This is a genomic window from Ewingella allii, from assembly GCF_044430645.1.
GTDB lineage: Bacteria > Pseudomonadota > Gammaproteobacteria > Enterobacterales > Enterobacteriaceae > Ewingella > Ewingella allii.
Genome location: NZ_JAWUDN010000006.1, coordinates 179,439 through 198,872, shown reverse-complemented (window position 1 = coordinate 198,872; position 19,434 = coordinate 179,439). Strand labels below are relative to the sequence as shown.

Here is a 19,434-nt window from a genome sequence, read left to right as displayed (position 1 = left end):
AGACGACGCGCTCCCTGCTCGTCTGCACAGCTGAGGGCAAACTTAACCGTTTTTCTGCGCTTCCAGCGCTTCCCAACGTTCAAAAGCCTGCTCTAATTCCTGTTCTGCTGCAGCCAGTGCGTTCAGCACCTGCTGCGTTTCGTCATGCGGACGAGTAAAGAAGTTGGCATCACTCATCTGCTCTTGTAAACCCGCAATGCGAACTTCAAAGTCGCTGATTTGTTGCGGCAAAAGTTCGAGTTCGCGCTGCTGATTATAGCTGAGCTTATTCGCCGTGCGTTTAGCAGGTTCTGTCTTAGGCTGTGCCGCAGCTTTCGTTTCAGTAGCTGCAACCTGACGAATAGGCTTCTGGTTGCGGCGCTGATGCTGTGCGTCATGGTAGCCACCAACATAGCTGTTGATCACGCCATCGCCTTCATAAATCCAGCATTCGGTAGCTGAGTTATCAACAAATTCACGGTCGTGGCTTACCAGCATCACGGTGCCCTGATAGTTGTCGATCATCTCTTCCAGCAGCTCGAGGGTTTCCACATCCAGGTCGTTGGTCGGTTCATCGAGAATCAACAGGTTGCTTGGGCGAAGGAACAATTTCGCCAGCAGCAGGCGGTTACGCTCACCGCCGGACAGGGCTTTGACCGGCGTCATCGCGCGTTTCGGGTGGAACAGGAAGTCCTGCAAGTAACCCAACACGTGACGAGAACGGCCATTGACCATCACCTCTTGCTTACCTTCAGCCAGGTTGTCCATTACGGTACGTTCTGGATCTAACTCAGCACGGTGCTGGTCGAAGTAAGCCACTTCCAGCTTGGTGCCGCAGTGGACGCGGCCGCTGTCCGCCTGAAGCTGGCTCAGCATCAGTTTCAGCAAGGTGGTTTTACCACAGCCGTTCGGGCCAACCAGCGCGATTTTGTCGCCACGCTGCACCTGCGCGGAGAAATGGCTGACCAGCTGTTTGCCGGAGATGGCGTAGCTGACATCTTCCATTTCGAAGACGATTTTGCCGGAGCGGGTTGCCTCTTCCACCTGCATTTTCGCCGTGCCCATCACTTCGCGGCGCTCGGAGCGCTCGCGACGCAAGGCTTTCAGTGCACGAACGCGGCCTTCGTTACGGGTGCGGCGCGCCTTGATGCCTTGGCGGATCCACACTTCTTCCTGCGCCAGTTTTTTGTCGAACTCGGCATTTTGCAGCTCTTCCACGCGCAGCGCTTCTTCTTTCGCCAGCAGGTAAGCTTCGTAATTGCCCGGGTAAGAAACCAGCTTGCCACGGTCCAAATCGACAATACGGGTAGCCATATTGCGGATAAATGAACGGTCGTGGGAGATGAAGATAATGCTGCCCTGAAACTCCTTCAGGAAATCTTCCAGCCAGCTAATACTTTCAATGTCCAAGTGGTTGGTCGGTTCGTCCAGCAGTAAGACCTGCGGAGAACTCACCAGCGCACGGCCCAAAGCGGCTTTACGCAGCCAGCCGCCGGAGAGCGATTTTAGCTCGGTATCGGCGTCTAAACCCAGTTGCAACAGCACTTCGTTGATACGGCTATCGAGCTGCCACAGGCCCTGATGGTCAAGAATTTCCATCACCTGGGACAGTTTGTTCATGTTTTTCTCGCTCGGGTCGGACTCCACCAGATGAGAAATCGCGTGGTAGGCTTTCAGATGTTCAGCCTGCTCGGAAACGCCTTCTGATACGAAGTCGAAAACCGTACCTTCCACGTTACGCGGCGGGTCCTGTTGCAGACGCGCCACGATCAAATCTTGCTCGTAAACAATGCGGCCATCGTCCAGCGGCACTTCGCGGTTGATGATTTTCATCAGCGTCGATTTACCGGCACCGTTACGGCCTACCAGACACACGCGCTCGTTCGGCTCGATGTGTAATTCGGTGTTATCCAACAGCGGCGAGTCACTGAATGACAGCCAGGCACCTGACATACTAATTAACGACATAAACTTTATTTTTCCTCGCCGGCGTGGGACAGCAGCCAGCAGTTATGAATTTGACGATTACGGGCGAAATCCTGTGACAGGGTTTGGCTGGTGATCTCTTTTGCGCTCAGGCCAAGTTTGCTCAGCCCGTCGAGATCCATCTGGAAACCGCGCTTGTTGTTGGAGAACATGATGGTACCGTTGCGACGTAAAATACGCTTCAAATCTTTCATTAATGCCAGATGATCGCGTTGAACGTCGAAACTGTCGGCCATGCGTTTGGAGTTTGAGAAAGTCGGCGGATCAATGAAGATCACGTCGAATTGCTCATCACACATGCCCAAATAAGAGAGGCAGTCAGCCTGAATCAGGCGATGCTGGCGCCCGGTTAAGCCGTTCGCCCGCAGGTTCTTCTCTGCCCATTCGAGATAAGTACGCGACATATCTACCGTGGTGGTGCTGCGCGCCCCGCCCAGACCCGCGTGCACGCTCGCCGTGCCGGTATAAGCAAACAGATTGAGGAAGTCTTTACCGTTGCTCATTTCACCCAGCATTTTACGCGCAATGCGGTGATCAAGGAACAGGCCGGTGTCCAGATAGTCGGTCAGGTTCACCCACAGCTTGGCGTTATACTCTTCCACCAGCAGGAATTCGCCTTTTTGTGCCAGTTTCTCATACTGATTTTTGCCCTTCTGGCGCTCACGCGTCTTCAGGATCAGCTGACTGGAAGAGATATCCAGCACGGAGAGCGTGGCGTTAATCACGTCGAACAGACGCTGGCGGGCCTTTTGCGCATCCACGGTTTTCGGCGGCGCATACTCCTGCACCACGATTTTGCTGCCGTAGCGGTCAACCGCCACGTTGTAATCTGGCAGGTCGGCGTCATACAGGCGATAGCATTCGATGCCCTGCTGCTTGGCCCACTTCTCCAGCTTTTTCACGTTTTTGCGCAGGCGGTTGGCGAAGTCTTCCGCAATTTGCGCGCCAGCAGCGCCGGCCGGGTTCTCAGCCAGCTGGTAGTTTTTCTGCACGCATTCCAACGGGCCGTTTTTCGCCTTAAATTGGCGATCGGCGCGCAGTTGCAGGCAGCTCAGAAGCTCCGGCGAGGCGCTGAATAGCGACAACTGCCAGCCGCCAAACTGCGTTTTCATGATGCGGCCCAGCAGGTTATGCAAGGCAATCAGCGCGGGTTCGCTTTCCAGACGCTCGCCGTACGGCGGGTTGCTGATAACCGTGCCGACCGGGCCTTCTGGCAGTGGGTTAGTCAACTTGCCGACTTCTTTGGCATCAAAGCTAATCAGCTCAGAAACCCCGGCGCGACGGGCGTTGGCACGGGCCATTTCAATCACACGACGGTCAATATCAGAGCCGAAGAAGCGAGAAGTGGTTTCCTGCACCGCGCGGCGCGTACGCACCTGCGCCTCGGCGGTCAGTTCACGCCACATCTCGGCATCAAACTTGTTCCAGGCGGTAAAGCCCCAGTGTTGGCGATGCAGGCCCGGCGCGCGATCGGCGGCGATCATCGCCGCTTCAATCAGCAAAGTGCCAGAGCCACACATTGGATCAACCATCGGCGTACCGACTTGCCAGCCTGAACGCATCACGATGGCCGCTGCCAGACTCTCTTTCAGCGGAGCCTGTCCCGCCAGATCGCGGTAGCCGCGCTGGTGCAAGCCTTCGCCGCTCAAATCCAGAGCAACGCTGGCAGTGTCGCGCTGCAAAAATACGTTAACGCGGATGTCTGGTTGCTGTTTCGCCACGTTTGGACGCTGGTCAATTTTGCGGGTGAAGCTGTCAACGATGGCGTCTTTCACTTTCAACGCGCCGTATTGGCTGTTACGGATCTCATCGTTCAGCCCGCTAAAATGCACTGCGAAGGTTTTATCGACGCCGAAAATTTCCGGCCAGTCGATTGCCATCACACCCAGATAAAGGTCTAAGTCACTGTGGACTTTAAATTCATTCAGAGGCAAAAGAATACGCGAAGCCAGACGGCTCCAAAGCAAACTTTGGTACAGCAGGCGATCGTCACCTTCAAAATGCACCCCTCCCTGCACAACTTTGCAGGCTTGCGCACCCAGCGTTTCCAGTTCGCTTTTTAAAAGTTCTTCCAGTCCACGCGCCGTGCTGGCAAACAAAGAGTTCATATCGACATATCACCAAAAAGAAAATAGTTGCGCATTATAGCTAATCCAGCCAGCTTGTCATAAAGTCTCTGGTCATCATAAAAAATATAACCGAAATCAAAGGAGGCACGTTCCCGTGGCTACCCTTTCTCGCCTTTTTATACACCCTGTTAAATCAATGCGTGGGTTACAGCTGTCGCACGCGCAGGTGACGGCCAGTGGTCTGGCATTTGACCGGCTTTTCATGTTGACTGACCCACAAGGCACTTTTATTACTGCCCGACAATATCCTCAGCTGGTTCAGTTCACCCCTTCTTTATTACCCGACGGTCTGATGATCACCAGCCCGGATGGCGATACCCTCTGCGTACTTTTTCGTGATTTCAGCGGCCAGGGCCACCCCACCGAGGTGTGGGGCAACCATTTTACCGCCGTTATCGCCCCCGAAGCTGTCAATCAGTGGCTGAGCGGCTATTTAAAACGCGACGTGCAGCTGCGCTGGGTGGGCGAAGAACTGACCCGCCGGGTGAAAAAACACGCCGAAGTCCCCCTCTCCTTCGCCGACGGCTTCCCTTATCTATTAATGAATGAAGCCTCGATGCGCGATCTGCAAAATCGCTGTCCGAGCGGCGTCAAGCTAGAGCAGTTCCGCCCCAACTTAGTGGTCAGCGGCGCTGAGGCCTATGCCGAAGACACCTGGCAGACTATCCGCATAGGCGAAGTGATCTTTGACTTGGTGAAGCCATGCAGTCGCTGCGTTTTAACCACGGTGAGCACCGAGCGCGGGCGTAAGCATCCGCGCGGCGAGCCGCTGAAGACCTTGCAGGGCTATCGCACGGCAGAGAACGGCGACGTCGACTTCGGCCAAAACATGATCGCCCGTAACACCGGCATGATCCGCGTGGGCGACAGCATACAGGTGCTGGCGACTAAGCCGCCGCGCCCCTATTCTGCAGGTGAAGTGATTGAAAGCGTGGCTGCGCCTAAGAATGAAAGTAAAACGTTGGAAATTAACTATCAGGGCACGACGTTTACTGGCAACAACCAGCAGATTTTGCTCGAGCAATTAGAGATGCAGGGGTTGCGCATTCCCTATTCATGCCGTGCGGGGATTTGTGGCGCTTGCAGATTGACGCTGGAGTCGGGCGAAGTGTCACCGTTGAAAGCCAGTGCGATTGGCAAAGATGGGACGGTATTGGCGTGCAGCTGTATTCCGAGTTCGGATGTGGTTTTGGGCTAACGTCGGCAATAACAAACAATCAGGCGGAAATCACACCGCCTGATCGTAAAGCTGGCGGTTATCAGCGCGCACCGGGGCGGGCATCAGGCGGTCATGCATAATCTTAATCGCGTCGCCGAGCACCATGCCGCGCCCTGCCAAGGTTAAACGCTCTTGCGCCAACAGGCACAGGCTGGCGTTATCTCCAGACTCCACCACCAGCAGCGTCGCCTGCTCGCCGCTCTCCATCACCTGCACTTGCGCTATCTGGCCGTTGTCAGGCTGGAAAGGACGGGACTGCTGAGTGAAATGCCAGCTTTTAGGCATTAAAGGTTTGAGGAATCGGAATGCCACTAAAGCGTTAAGCACTAATTCAGCGCGCTGCTCATTGGCTAATTTAATTGCCTTACAATGCTCTTCATAATCGAAATATAAGGCAGCGTCGTCGACACAAAATGAGGCGTCACCAAATGCATCTGGCGTTAACATTTTTGCTGGAAAGCGCGAACGGAAAATCATGCCATTAGCTAAATCCAGCATGAGCCGGTCATGCTCAGCATCAAAATACCAACGCCAATTATCATCTGGTTTGATTTTCATTTCGTTATCCTGTTTGCTCCGAACCCACAATCCGATCACTCACTATTTAAAAGGCGGCAAAACAGCATAGGCTTTTTAGTAGAGAGGCTAAATCAGACAAATCTTGAGCTGCCGCTAACCTTATATCAGGCCAGTGGACAAAATATAGACGAGCCGGGTTAATAAATAAACCCCCCGGCTGCCTGAGATATGAAAAAATATTAGATATGGGTAACAATATCTTTAATCAAACGCGGTCCGTGATAGATAAACCCTGAATATATTTGTATTAATGAAGCACCCGCTACCATTTTTTCACGGGCCGAGGTTAAGGAGTCTATTCCCCCCACGCCAATAATCGGCATCTGGCCTTTAAGTTCATTCGCCAGCATACGGATGATTTCGGTGCTGCGGAACTGTACCGGGCGGCCACTTAATCCACCCGCCTGCTCGCAATAATTAAGCCCCTGGATCAATTTACGATCGAGGGTGGTATTTGTGGCGATCACCCCATCCATATTATGACGAAGCAAACTGTCGGCTATTTGGATCAATTCTTCTTCTGAAAGATCCGGCGCGATCTTAACCGCCACGGGAACATATTTTTGATGGCGCTGCTGAAGTTCCAGCTGCTTATTTTTAATCGCTGCCAGTAAATCATCCAACGCTTCGCCATACTGAAGTGAACGCAATCCGGGGGTATTTGGCGAGGAAATATTGACCGCGATATAGCCCGCATATGGATACACCTTCTCCATACAGGTCAGATAATCGTCTTTACCATTTTCCACCGGCGTGTCTTTATTCTTGCCAATATTGATGCCGAGAATTCCACCAAAGTGTGAACGCTTTACATTATTGACCAGATTATCCACGCCCAGATTATTAAAGCCCATGCGGTTGATAAGCCCCTCGGCTTCAACGACGCGGAATAAGCGCGGCTTGTCATTACCTGCCTGCGCACGTGGCGTCACCGTCCCCACTTCGACAAAACCAAAGCCCATCGCGCCGAAGGCATCAATGCATTCGCCGTTTTTATCCAGCCCGGCGGCAAGGCCTAACGGGTTTTTAAATGAAAGCCCCATGCAGCTAACCGGTTTGGTTGGCACGGATTGGCGAATAAGGAATTCAAAAGGTGAACCTGAAAGGCGGCTCAGTTGGCGGAAAGTTAATTCATGCGCGTGCTCTGGGTCGAGCTTAAACAGTGCTTTCCTGACAAGTGGGTAATACATGCAGACTCCTGGGGTCCCGTGGCTAGACGGGGCGGTATTATCGACTAACATCCGAGCAAAGGGAAACGATTCACTACTAAAATTCCCTATCCGCGCAATCGATACCCTTTTATTTACCTCTTCGTTACCTTCACGTCACCTTTGCAGCATCTCTTAAACCGGTTTTTGGCTATATATAGTCAAAATTTAGATTTCCAGTCCCCCGCCCGCGCCTGTTAGCTTTAAACCACTAAGTTAAAGAAAATGATGAATCTATAATTTTTGGTTATAAGGAGTAGTGATGCGCGTTATATCCCTTGCAGGCAGCCCGAGACAACCTTCACGTTCATCGGCGTTACTGGCCCTGAGCCACCGCTGGTTGGCCTCTCGCGGCGTTGAAGTGATTTCCTACAGTTTGCAGGACTTCAATGCAGACGATCTGCTGTTCGCCAACTTCGGCAGCCCGCAGTTGAAAAAGCTCATCGCACAACTCGCTGACGCGGATGGCCTGATTGTCGCCACGCCGGTCTATAAAGCCTCTTTCTCTGGCGCGTTGAAAACCCTGCTGGACCTGCTGCCTGAGCGCGCGTTAGACCATAAAGTGGTGCTGCCTCTGGCTACGGCAGGCTCGATCGGCCACATGCTGGCGGTGGATTACGCCCTGAAACCGGTTTTGGCTTCGCTAAAAGCGCAGGAAGTGCTGCAAGGCGTGTTCGCCGACGACAGCCTTATCACTGACTACCAGACCTTCCCGGCCACGCTGCAACCCGCGCTGAATGAACGCCTCGAAGAGTCGCTGGAAAACTTCTATCTGGCCCTCAGTCGCCGCCGCCCAATCCCGCACTCTGCCACTCAGACCTCTGCGGCGAGTATTGGCGTCTGACTGCACTAACAGGAGTTTGCTGATGCCATCCCCCTATTCTTTATTGCAACGCCTGCCGCTGATTGCCGGGCTGATGGCCGCCATGGCCTTCGGCGCGCAGGCCGCCAACTCGCCAGAGAAAGATCCGGCGACCTTCCGCATCGCCTACCAAAAAGGCTCTGTCGGGCTGGTGCTGGCGAAATCGCATCAATTATTAGAGAAGCGTTTTCCGCATACCAAAATCAGCTGGATTGAATTCCCCGCAGGTCCGCAAATCCTGGAAGCACTGAACGTCGGCAGCATTGATCTGGGTGGAACCGGCGACCTGCCGCCGCTGTTTGCCCAAGCCGCCGGGGCCGATTTGCTGTATGTCGGGCAAGAGCCGCCGAAGCCGCAGGCTGAGGTGATTCTGGTCGACAGCAACAGCCCGATTAAAAGCGTTGCCGAGCTGAAAGGACGCAAAGTCGCCTTCCAAAAAGGTTCCAGCTCGCACAACCTGCTGCTGCGCGCGCTGCAACAGGCGGGGCTGAAGTTCACTGACATCAAACCGGTGTATCTCACGCCGGCCGATGCCCGCGCCGCCTTCCAGCAACACGACGTCGATGCCTGGGCGATTTGGGATCCGTACTACTCCGCGGCCAAACTGCAAGGCAACGTTCGCGTGCTGATCGACGGCAGTACGCTCAACCAAACCGGCTCCTTCTATCTGGCACCGAAGCAATATACCGAGGCCAACCCGCAGTTTATTCATCAAGTGTTAGCCGTGTTAACGCAGGCCAACGCGCTGGTGAAAACCGACCGGGCGCAGAGCATTCAGCTGCTTTCCAAGGCCATGGGATTACCAGAAAACGTGATTGCCAGCTATCTAGATCACTTACCTGATTCCCCCATCACCCCGGTGGATGCGCGTACCGAGAAAGCCCAGCAGGCCACGGCTGACCTGTTCTATCAAAACAAGATTTTACCTAAGCAGGTCGAGATCAAAGACCGAATCTGGCGCGACGCCGCCACTCACTGAGTTAGCAGAACAAAATAGCCGCCCTCCCAAGCAAGGGCGGCGATAAGAGAGGAGTAAATCACATGAGTCTAAACGTTTTCTGGTTTTTACCGACCCACGGAGACGGTCGCTATTTGGGCACGGACAAAGATGCCCGCACCGTTGACCACGGCTATCTGCAACAAGTGGCGCAGGCGGCTGACCGTCTGGGCTTCGGCGGCGTGTTGCTGCCAACCGGCCGTTCGTGTGAAGACTCCTGGCTGGTAGCCGCCTCGCTTATCACCGTGACGCAAAAGCTAAAGTTTCTGGTGGCGCTGCGCCCGGGGATTATCTCCCCGACCCTTGCGGCGCGTCAGGCGGCGACGCTCGACAGGCTGTCCGGCGGCCGCGCGCTGTTTAATCTGGTTACCGGTGGCGACCCTGCCGAGTTGGCAGCCGAAGGTTTACACCTCAGCCATAAAGAGCGTTATGAATCAGCGGCCGAGTTCACTCGCATCTGGCGACGCGTGCTGGAAGGCGAAACCGTCGATTACCAAGGCAAACATATTCATGTCAAAGGGGCCAGCCTGATGCAGCCGCCGGTGCAGTTCCCGCGCCCGCCGCTCTATTTCGGTGGCTCTTCGGATGAAGCGCAGGACCTGGCCGCCGAGCAGGTTGAGCTGTACCTCACCTGGGGCGAACCCCCGCACTTAGTGAAAGAGAAAATCGAACAAGTGCGCGCCAAGGCCGCTGCTCAGGGGCGTACCATTCGCTTCGGCATTCGCCTGCACGTCATCGTGCGCGAAACCACCGAAGAGGCGTGGCAGGCGGCGGATCGCCTGATTGCCAATCTTGACGATGAAACCATCAAGAAAGCGCAGGCCGCCTTCGCGCGCACTGACTCCGTGGGGCAGCATCGTATGGCGGCGCTGCACGGCGGTGACCGCAACAAATTGGAAATCAGCCCGAATCTGTGGGCCGGCGTGGGGCTGGTGCGCTCCGGCGCGGGCACGGCGCTGGTGGGCGATGGCCCAACCGTCGCCGCCCGCATGCAGGAGTACGCCGATTTAGGCATCGACACCTTTATCTTCTCCGGCTACCCGCATCTCGAAGAAGCCTATCGCGTCAGCGAGTTGCTGTTCCCGCATCTGGATCTGGCGAAACAGGATCAGGACAGCACGGTGAAACGCGCCATTGAAGCTCGCGGCGAACTGGTGGCCCATGACTTCGCGCCAAAACACGCTTCAGCCGAGCAGTAAGGAAGATCAGCATGCATAGCAAAACCTCACATCGCTGGCTGGACCGGATTTTACCTTGGATTGTTCCGGTAGCGCTGATTGGCGGGTGGCAACTGGCGGTTGAAGCCGGATGGCTGTCAGACCGCATTTTGCCTGCCCCGAGCGCGGTTATCGAAGCATTCTGGACATTAGCCAAAAGCGGCGACCTGTGGCAAAACCTGAAAATCAGTACTTATCGCGCCCTGATTGGCTTTGTGATTGGTGGCAGTCTGGGGCTGCTGCTGGGCTTTATCACCGGCCTGTCGCGCTGGGGTGAACGCCTGCTCGACAGCTCCTTGCAGATGCTGCGTAACATTCCGCATCTGGCGCTGATCCCACTGGTGATCTTATGGTTCGGCATCGACGAAACCGCCAAGATTTTCCTGGTGGCGCTCGGCACCCTGTTCCCTATTTACCTCAACACCTACCACGGCATCCGCAATATCGATCGCGGTTTGCTGGAGATGGCGCGCAGCTACGGCCTGTCCGGTTTGCCGCTGTTTATGCAGGTAGTCCTGCCGGGCGCGCTGCCGTCAATCATGGTCGGCGTGCGCTTTGCGCTGGGCTTTATGTGGCTGACGCTAATTGTCGCCGAAACCATTTCTGCCAATTCGGGGATTGGTTATCTGGCGATGAACGCCCGCGAATTCCTGCAAACTGACGTGGTGGTGGTGGCTATTGTGCTGTATGCCATTCTCGGCAAGCTGGCGGATATTCTGGCCCGTTCGCTTGAGAGCGTTTGGCTGCGCTGGCACCCTGCTTATCAGAAAAAACAAGGAGATGCCGTATGAGCAACACCACTCGTATTCCTCAGGGCACGCCGGTGACCTTGTCCGGCATCAGCAAAAAGTATGGCAACCGCACGGTGCTCAAAGACATTAACCTGCGCATTGCGCCCGGTCAGTTTGTCGCCGTGGTCGGCCGCAGCGGCTGTGGTAAAAGCACCCTGCTGCGCCTGCTGGCCGGTCTGGAGAAAACCACTCAGGGCGAGCTACTCAGCGGCAGTGCGCCCCTAAGCCACGTGCGCGATGACACTCGACTGATGTTCCAAGACGACCGCCTGCTGCCGTGGAAAAAGGTTATCGATAATGTCGGTCTGGGGTTGAAAGGCGCATGGCGAGAAGCGGCTCAGGCCGCGCTGGAAGAGGTCGGTTTAGCCGATCGCGCTAACGACTGGCCTTCGGCACTGTCCGGCGGGCAAAAACAGCGCGTGGCCTTGGCCCGGGCGCTGATCCACCGCCCTCGCTTGTTACTGCTCGACGAGCCTTTGGGTGCACTCGACGCCCTGACGCGTATTGAGATGCAGGGACTTATCGAACGCCTGTGGCAACAGCACGACTTCACCGTTTTGCTGGTAACCCATGACGTCAGCGAGGCGGTGACCGTCGCCGATAGAGTGATTTTGATTGAGCAAGGCGAGATAGGCTTAGATTTGCAAGTAGACCTGCCGCGCCCGCGCCGCAAAGGCTCGGTACGGCTGGCAGAGCTGGAAGCCGAAGTGCTGGAGAGAGTATTAACGCCTTCTGCGCCAGCGAGCGAGGCGCGTCGCGCTCAGGTTTAAGTTCTTCACCAAAGAAAAAGGGCGATGTTTCCATCGCCCTTTTTTATGCCTATTGATACTTAATTCACCTGATGCAGCAATTAAGCATCCAGCGCTTTAGATACCTTCTCGAACAGGTCGCCGGAGAGGTTTTCCAGCCCTTTCAACTGCTCCAGTGCGTTACGCATCAGCGCCTGGCGCTGGCTGTCATAGCGTTTCAGGCGGATCAGCGGCTCAACCATGCGCGCGGCAACCTGCGGATTGCGGCTGTTCAGGTCGGTTAGCATCTCCACCAGGAACTGGTAGCCACTGCCGTCGACCGCGTGGAACGCAGAAGGGTTAGCTGAAGCGAAGGCCCCCACCAGCGAGCGAACGCGGTTCGGGTTGCTCATGGTGAAGGAGCGGTGAGTCAGCAGCGAACGCACTTTCTGCAAGACATCCGCCGCCGGGCTGGTGGCCTGCTGAATGAACCATTTGTCCATTACCAGACCATCCTGATGCCAGCGCTCGTCGTACGCCGCCAGCAAGGCTTCGCGGCAAGGCAGCTGGGCAGAAACCGCCGCAGACAGCGCCGCCAGTGAGTCTGTCATGTTGTCGGCTTGTTCGTATTGGGCTTTCACAATCTTGTCAGCCTGAGCCACGTCGCCAAAGGCCAGATAGTGCAGGCAGATGTTGCGCAGTGCGCGTTTGCTGATATCGGCATGGGTCACGCGGTAAGCCGGCAGGCTGTTGGCATGGTAAACGGCGAGGAATTCGTCGCTCATTTCCGTCGCCAGGCAGCGAGTAATGGCTTCGTGAACCGCGCTGATGGCTTCTGGATCGATAACGTCGAACAGTTCCGCGATTTCGTTTTCCGACGGCAGAGTCAGGATCTGCGCCGCCAGGCCCGGATCGATATTCTCATCCAACAGCACCGCGCGGAAAGCGTCGGCCACGTGCAGCGGCAGAGACAACGGCTGTTTCTGCTGGTGGCGCGCCACGTTCAGTTTGATGTAAATCGCCAACAGGCTCTGGGCTGAATCCCAACGCGAGAAGTCGTTACGCGCGTGTTTCATCAGGAAGGTCAGCTGGTGATCGCCATATTTGTAATCCAGTTTCACCGGCGCGGAGAACTCGCGCAGCAGCGACGGCACCGGCTGGTATTCCACATCTTCAAAGATGAAAGTCTGCTCAGCTTCGGTCACGTTCAGCACATTGCTGACCACGCCGCCGTTCTGTTTCAGCGCAATCACATTGCCTTGTGGATCATAGAGTTCGATATCCAAAGGAATGTGCAGAGGCAGCTTCTCAGACTGGTCCGGCGTCGCTGGGGTCCTCTGGCTGACGGTCAAGGTGTACTGCTGTTTTTCCACGTCATAGTCGTCGCGCACGGTCAGCACCGGCGTACCCGACTGGCTGTACCAGCGGCGGAACAGGGAGAGGTCAACGTTGGACGCATCTTCCATCGCCTGTACGAAGTCGTCGCAGGTGGCCGCGCTGCCGTCATGGCGTTCGAAATAGAGCTGAATACCGGCCTGGAACTTCTCTTCTCCCAGCAAGGTGTGCAGCATACGGATGACTTCTGAACCCTTCTCATACACGGTCAGCGTATAGAAGTTGTTCATTTCAATGACTTTTTCCGGGCGAATTGGGTGCGCCATTGGGCTGGCATCTTCCGCAAACTGCGCGGCGCGCATCACGCGCACGTTGTCGATACGGTTAACAGAGCGTGAACCCAGATCAGAGCTGAACTCTTGGTCACGGAAGACGGTCAGGCCCTCTTTCAGGCTCAGTTGGAACCAGTCGCGGCAGGTCACGCGGTTGCCGGTCCAGTTGTGGAAGTATTCGTGGCCGATCACGGCTTCAATGCCCAAGTAGTCTTTGTCGGTGGCGGTTTCTGCTTTCGCCAGCACGTATTTGGAGTTGAAGACGTTCAGACCTTTGTTCTCCATCGCGCCCATGTTGAAGAAATCAACGGCAACGATCATGAAGATGTCGAGGTCATATTCGAGGTTGAAACGGGTTTCATCCCACTTCATGGACTGCTTCAGAGACTCCATGGCCCAGTCGGCGCGGTCCAGATTGCCACGGTCAACAAACAGCTCCAGCGCCACGTCGCGGCCTGAACGGGTCTTAAAGGTGTCGCGCAGGACGTCGAAATCCCCCGCCACCAGCGCAAATAGGTAGCAAGGTTTTGGGAACGGGTCTTCCCATTTAATCCAGTGTTTGCCGCCTTCCAGCTCGCCCTGATCAATACGGTTGCCGTTAGACAACAGGTACGGATAGCGCGCTTTGTCAGCCACGATGCGGGTGGTGAAGCGCGCCAGAACGTCCGGGCGGTCCAGATAATAGGTGATGTTGCGGAAGCCTTCGGCTTCACACTGAGTACAGAGCGCCACGCCAGACAGGTAAAGCCCTTGCAGCGCGGTGTTTTTGGACGGGTGAATTTCGTTGACGATGCTCAGTTCAAAGGCATCCGGCAGACGGTCGATCGTCAGGGTGTTTTCAGTCAACTGGTAGCTTGGCCAATCCTGACCATTCACTTTCAGGCTAATCAGCGTCAGTCCTTCACCATCCAGCACCAGCGCAGCGCCTTCCGCACCCTGGCGTTTAATCTGGCTGACCGCGGTCACAACCGTGGTTTCTGCATCAAGTTCAAAGTTGAGATCGATGTCGGTGATGGTGTAATCCGGCGCACGGTAGTCGTGGCGATATTTGGCTTGTGGCAGTTGAGTCATAAAAAACCTTTTAACGTTTTCGTCAATCTTGACGACGTTTGTTGTTGGGTTAGACGCCAGAGCATCCCTTAACGGCGATCCTGTAGCTTGAAAAGCTTTCCTAAACTTTACCACAGGCACCTGAAATTCCCAGATTGTTACAGGCTTGTGAGTCTGTTAGGACACGTTTTGTTCAGCACGGGCAATCTGGCTCGACCCTCTCCGGCCTCCGCTGGCGGGTTGTTTAATTAATCAGCCAGTTTTTTATGCTTAATTTTCGTGTTTAGCCCATGAATTCAAAATTTAAAACCGCACACTAATCATTAGCATGATTGTTAATACCATGTGTCCGAGAGGTTAATAAAAAAATGAGCGGTATAGCTGCGCCCGGAGTGGATTCGACTTACTCTAAAAATAATCATAACCCTACGCTGTCGGCTCGCATCGACGCACTCCCACCTACGGCCGGACTATGGCGCTTTATCGTTTTGCTCTCGCTAGGCGGTTTTTTCGAACTCTATGACCTGTTCCAGACGGGCTATATCAGCTCGGGCCTGGTGGCTGAGAATATCTTCCACGTCGGCGCGGCCGGGATTTTCGGCATTGCCGATCAGGCGGCGTTCGCCTCCAGCACCTTTTTAGGACTGTTTGTCGGCGCCAGCCTGCTGGCACCCAATGCCGACCGTTTTGGCCGCCGCATGACCTTTATGTTCGCGCTGGTCTGGTACGGCTTTTTCTCCTTATTAATGGCTTTTCAACACAGCGCCGAAGGAGTAATTCTTTGCCGCTTCTTAGTGGGCATTGGGCTGGGTCTGGAGCTAGTAACCATTGATACCTATCTGAGCGAATGGGTGCCGACGCGCCTGCGCAGCCGGGCCTTCGCCTTCGCCTTCTTCATTCAGTTCCTCTCGGTTCCGGCGGTGGCATTAATGTCATGGTGGCTGGTGCCGCAGACCTTCTTTGGCCTCAGCGGCTGGCGTTTCGTGGTGATTGCGGGAGCGGTGTGCTCGATTGTTATCTGGCTGGTGAGGAAGAATCTGCCGGAGTCGGCGCGCTGGCTGGCGCAGCAGGGGCGGCACGAAGAGGCTCATAAAGTCGTCACGGAGATGGAAAAGCGTTGCGGCGTCAGCCACAGCCCGGCCTATGTGCCGAAGGCGGCGCGCGCAGAACCGCCACGAAAAAGCACCTTTAAAGAGATTTGGGCACCTGAGTATCGTTCGCGCACGCTTATGCTGATGGTGATGAACTTCTTTCAGGCCATCGGCTTCTTTGGCTTTGGTAACTGGCTGCCCACCCTGCTCTCCGGCCAGGGCACGACGCTGACCCATAGCCTGCTGTACGCCTTCTTTATTACTCTGGCCTATCCGCTGGGTTCGCTGATTTGCAGCCGCTACGCCGATAAAATTGAAAACAAATGGCAGATTGTTCTCTCTTCATTAATGACGGTGATTTTCGGCACGCTGTTCGCTTTCCAGAGCAATGCCCTGATGCTAATTATTTGCGGCTTCCTCATCACCTATTCCAATGCGTGGCTAACCTACAGCTATCACGCTTATCAGACAGAGGTGTTCCCGACCCACATTCGCGCCCGCGCGGTGGGCTTCTGCTACTCCTTTAGTCGGCTTTCTACCGCCTTCAGCAGCATTATGATCGGTTTGATTTTGCAATACGTAGGAACCGGCGGGGTGATCGCGTTTATCGTGATCAGCATGTTAATTGTCATGCTGGTGATTGGCCTGTTTGGGCCGAAAACTCGCGGCATTAATTTGGAAAACATTTAGCCAAACACGCCGGGTGACGCCCGCTTCCCGGCATTTTTGTTATTTAAATGTGATCAGACCTGGCATTTCGCCTTGCAAAATAGTTAACAGAAAGAGCCTTTGTGGGCGGAAGCGCACATTTAATCCTCGACCCATCGCGGACAATTATGATGTGATGTGGGTTCTTTCGCAGGATATTACGGTATACTTCACAGACTTTGCTGTTTTATCCAGAACGCTTTTTTATCTGGAATGGTTGTGTACAGGCAAACTGCCTACCTATGTAATGTAACGGTGATTGCCGACGACCCTTTCTGACGAGGATGCTGTAAACGCGCTATGACTCCATACGCCTCCCCGATTTTGACTTCGCTGTTAGATACCGATGCCTACAAGCTTCATATGCAGCAAGCGGTCTACCATCGCTACCACAATATTAGCGTGGTCGCAGAATTCCGCTGCCGTGGTGATGAGCTGCTGGGCGAATACGCCAGCGAAATCCGTCAACAAATCGAGATGATGAGCCAACTGGCCCTGACCGATGAGGAATTTACTTATCTGTCCGGCCTGCCGTTCTTCAGCAACGATTACCTTAACTGGCTGAAAACTTTCCGCTATAACCCAGAGCATGTCACGGTTTCAGACCGCGACGGGCATTTGCACGTGCGCATCGCCGGTCCATGGCGCGAAGTGATCATGTGGGAAGTGCCGCTGCTCGCCGTGATAAGCGAAGTGGTACATCGCCAGCGTTCGCAGCAGGTCACGGCCCAAATGGCCATCGACCAGCTACGTAAGAATCTGGCACGCTTCAAAGAAGAAGCCGCCGACGTCGATATTTCCCGCTTCCGCCTAATGGACTTCGGCACCCGCCGTCGTTTTACCGGCGAAGTGCAGCGCGCCATTGTCAGCACGCTGAAAGAGGAATTCCCGTACTTAGTCGGCACCAGCAACTATGATTTGGCGCACCAGCTGAAATTATCTCCGGTCGGCACCCAAGCCCACGAGTGGTTCCAGGCGCATCAGCAAATTAGTCCGGTGCTGGCTAATAGCCAGCGCGCCGCGTTGCAGGCCTGGCTGGATGAGTATCCAAATCAGCTGGGTATCGCCTTAACCGACTGCATCACTATGGACGCCTTCTTGCGCGATTTCGGTCCGAAGTTCGCCAATGCCTATGAAGGCTTGCGCCATGATTCAGGGGACCCGGTTGAATGGGGTGAGAAAGCTATCGCCCATTATCAAAAGCTGGGTATCGACCCGATGACCAAGACGCTGGTGTTCTCAGACAATCTCGACTTGGATAAAGCGCTGGACCTCTACCGCCACTTCCACACTCGGGTGAATTTGGTGTTTGGTATCGGTACGCGTCTCACCTGTAATATTCCTGAGGTGAAGCCGCTGAACATAGTCATCAAGCTGGTGCAGTGCAACGGTAAGCCGGTGGCTAAGCTTTCAGATAGCCCGGGCAAAACCATCTGTCAGGACAAAGCCTTCGTTAAAGCCTTACGCAAAGCTTTTGATTTGCCGCTGGTGAAAAAAGCTTCCTGATCAAAACGCCGTCGGCCACACCGGCGGCGTAATTTCCTCCCCCAGTTCTGCCTTTCCGCCCCCTTTAGACTTTTTCTTCCTTTATATACCTATTATTTGCTTTTGCTTACTTGCCACTCATCAGCTTGATGCAACTGATCCCGCCACCGGTTTGGCGGACAAATGTTGTCTGGCGAAGGTGATTTCTGCTTGTGTCCTGAGAAAGGCTAAGTAACATAGCAAAATCCCTTTTTAAAGGGTGTCCATTATTTCTGAATCACCATCTGAATTTATAAGAAAGAGAGAAACCTATGAGCGTTGTGCCTGTAGTCGACGTACTGCAAGGCCGTGCTGCGGTTGACAGTGAAGTCACCGTACGCGGTTGGGTACGTACCCGGAGAGATTCTAAAGCTGGCATCTCCTTCGTCGCCGTTTATGACGGTTCCTGCTTTAATCCGTTACAGGCCGTTGTGAATAATTCTCTTCCAAATTATCAGGATGAGGTTCTGCGCCTGACCACCGGTTGTTCAGTCGAAGTGACCGGCACCGTTGTTGCCTCTCCTGGCGAAGGCCAGAGTTTTGAGCTGCAAGCAACGGCTATTAAAGTGGTTGGCTGGGTCGATGACCCGGACACTTACCCGATGGCGGCTAAACGCCACAGCATTGAATATCTGCGTGAAGTGGCTCACCTGCGCCCGCGCACCAACCTGATTGGCGCCGTGGCTCGCGTGCGTAACACCCTGTCTCAGGCTATTCACCGTTTCTATCACGAGAATGGCTATTTCTGGGTGTCGACTCCGCTGATCACTGCGTCTGATACCGAAGGTGCTGGCGAGATGTTCCGCGTGTCCACGCTGGACTTCCAAAACCTGCCGCGCACTGATAAAGGCGAAGTAGATTTCAGCGAAGACTTCTTTGGTAAAGAAGCGTTCCTTACGGTTTCCGGCCAGTTGAACGGCGAAACCTACGCCAGCGCCCTGTCCAAGGTTTACACCTTCGGCCCGACCTTCCGTGCAGAAAACTCCAATACCAGCCGCCACCTCGCCGAGTTCTGGATGGTGGAGCCAGAAGTAGCCTTTGCGACTCTGGATGACATCGCGGCACTGGCTGAAAGCATGCTTAAATATGTTTTCCAGGCCGTTCTGGACGAAAGAGCGGACGATATGGCGTTTTTTGCTGAACGCGTAGACAAAGATGCTGTTTCTCGCCTGCAGCGTTTTGTAACATCAGATTTCGCCCAAGTGGACTACACCGATGCTGTAGAAATTCTTATCAATTGTGGTCAGAAATTCGAAAATCCGGTTTCTTGGGGCGTCGATCTCTCTTCTGAGCATGAACGCTATCTTGCAGAGCAACACTTTAAAGCGCCTGTAGTGGTTAAAAACTATCCGAAAGATATCAAAGCATTCTATATGCGAATGAATGAAGACGGAAAAACAGTTGCAGCTATGGATGTGCTAGCACCAGGCATCGGCGAAATTATCGGCGGTTCTCAGCGTGAAGAACGTTTAGATATGCTGGATGCTCGTTTGGAAGAGATGGGCCTGAATAAAGAAGATTATTGGTGGTATCGCGACCTTCGTCGCTACGGCACCGTGCCACATTCAGGTTTCGGCTTAGGCTTCGAACGTCTGGTAGCTTATGTCACTGGCGTGCAAAACGTTCGTGATGTGATCCCGTTCCCACGCACACCACGTAATGCAACCTTCTAATTAACTAAAATATTTTCCAATTAACA

The 19,434-nt window shown here is 54.5% G+C and carries 14 protein-coding genes; 9 read left to right on the top strand and 5 right to left on the bottom strand.

The genetic code is table 11. The annotated features are described in order from the left end of the window. Window positions 1–42: 42 nt before the first annotated feature. Both SBO83_RS14800 and rlmKL read right to left on the bottom strand, forming a co-directional pair. The gene (locus SBO83_RS14800; RefSeq protein ID WP_396132025.1) at window positions 43–1,947 is read right to left on the bottom strand and encodes an ABC transporter ATP-binding protein; all 1,905 of its coding nucleotides are present in this window, start codon (window positions 1,945–1,947) and stop codon (window positions 43–45) included. Between the two features lie 5 nt (window positions 1,948–1,952). Continuing rightward, the gene (gene rlmKL, locus SBO83_RS14795; protein WP_396132024.1) at window positions 1,953–4,073 is read right to left on the bottom strand and encodes a bifunctional 23S rRNA (guanine(2069)-N(7))-methyltransferase RlmK/23S rRNA (guanine(2445)-N(2))-methyltransferase RlmL; all 2,121 of its coding nucleotides are present in this window, start codon (window positions 4,071–4,073) and stop codon (window positions 1,953–1,955) included. 115 nt (window positions 4,074–4,188) lie between these two features. On the opposite strand from rlmKL, the gene SBO83_RS14790 reads away from it, so the two are divergent. Next, complete coding sequence (locus SBO83_RS14790; RefSeq protein WP_396132023.1) at window positions 4,189–5,292, top strand: YcbX family protein; 1,104 nt, start codon at window positions 4,189–4,191, stop codon at window positions 5,290–5,292. A gap of 30 nt (window positions 5,293–5,322) precedes the next feature. Here the strand turns inward: SBO83_RS14790 and SBO83_RS14785 are convergent, their stop codons facing one another. Then, on the bottom strand, window positions 5,323–5,871 hold the full coding sequence (locus SBO83_RS14785) for a cell division protein ZapC (protein WP_353501571.1): 549 nt from the start codon (window positions 5,869–5,871) through the stop codon (window positions 5,323–5,325). A 200-nt stretch (window positions 5,872–6,071) separates the two neighbouring features. Further along, entirely contained in the window at window positions 6,072–7,082 is a 1,011-nt protein-coding gene (gene pyrD, locus SBO83_RS14780; protein ID WP_396132082.1) for a quinone-dependent dihydroorotate dehydrogenase, read from the bottom strand. 280 nt (window positions 7,083–7,362) lie between these two features. Between pyrD and ssuE the strand changes: the two genes are divergently transcribed. From ssuE to ssuB, 5 genes are all read left to right on the top strand, one after another. Continuing rightward, complete coding sequence (gene ssuE / locus SBO83_RS14775) at window positions 7,363–7,944, top strand: NADPH-dependent FMN reductase (RefSeq protein ID WP_353501570.1); 582 nt, start codon at window positions 7,363–7,365, stop codon at window positions 7,942–7,944. A gap of 73 nt (window positions 7,945–8,017) precedes the next feature. Then, a complete protein-coding gene (locus SBO83_RS14770) occupies window positions 8,018–8,941 on the top strand; it encodes a sulfonate ABC transporter substrate-binding protein (RefSeq protein WP_396132081.1) in 924 nt (307 codons plus the stop codon). A 62-nt stretch (window positions 8,942–9,003) separates the two neighbouring features. Next, window positions 9,004–10,158, top strand: coding sequence for an FMNH2-dependent alkanesulfonate monooxygenase (ssuD, locus tag SBO83_RS14765; protein ID WP_353501569.1), 1,155 nt, complete (start codon window positions 9,004–9,006; stop codon window positions 10,156–10,158). Between the two features lie 11 nt (window positions 10,159–10,169). Continuing rightward, a complete protein-coding gene (gene ssuC, locus SBO83_RS14760) occupies window positions 10,170–10,967 on the top strand; it encodes an aliphatic sulfonate ABC transporter permease SsuC (RefSeq protein ID WP_353501568.1) in 798 nt (265 codons plus the stop codon). Then, complete coding sequence (gene ssuB / locus SBO83_RS14755) at window positions 10,964–11,737, top strand: aliphatic sulfonates ABC transporter ATP-binding protein (RefSeq protein ID WP_353501567.1); 774 nt, start codon at window positions 10,964–10,966, stop codon at window positions 11,735–11,737. Before ssuC ends, ssuB begins: the two co-directional genes overlap by 4 nt. 80 nt (window positions 11,738–11,817) lie before the next feature. On the opposite strand, the gene pepN is transcribed toward ssuB, so the two are convergent. Then, window positions 11,818–14,433 (bottom strand): aminopeptidase N, encoded by a 2,616-nt coding sequence (gene pepN, locus SBO83_RS14750; protein ID WP_396132022.1) that lies wholly within the window; start codon window positions 14,431–14,433, stop codon window positions 11,818–11,820. A gap of 347 nt (window positions 14,434–14,780) precedes the next feature. Here pepN and SBO83_RS14745 point away from each other — a divergent pair, with 347 nt between their 5' ends. The 3 genes from SBO83_RS14745 (at window position 14,781) to asnS (ending at window position 19,408) form a co-directional block, all read left to right on the top strand. Next, window positions 14,781–16,193 (top strand): MFS transporter, encoded by a 1,413-nt coding sequence (locus SBO83_RS14745; protein ID WP_396132021.1) that lies wholly within the window; start codon window positions 14,781–14,783, stop codon window positions 16,191–16,193. A gap of 318 nt (window positions 16,194–16,511) precedes the next feature. After that, window positions 16,512–17,717 carry a nicotinate phosphoribosyltransferase gene (gene pncB / locus SBO83_RS14740; protein WP_396132020.1) on the top strand — a complete coding sequence of 402 codons (1,206 nt, stop codon included), beginning with the start codon at window positions 16,512–16,514 and terminating at the stop codon, window positions 17,715–17,717. Between the two features lie 290 nt (window positions 17,718–18,007). After that, complete coding sequence (gene asnS, locus SBO83_RS14735; protein WP_185688136.1) at window positions 18,008–19,408, top strand: asparagine--tRNA ligase; 1,401 nt, start codon at window positions 18,008–18,010, stop codon at window positions 19,406–19,408. Window positions 19,409–19,434: the final 26 nt, after the last annotated feature.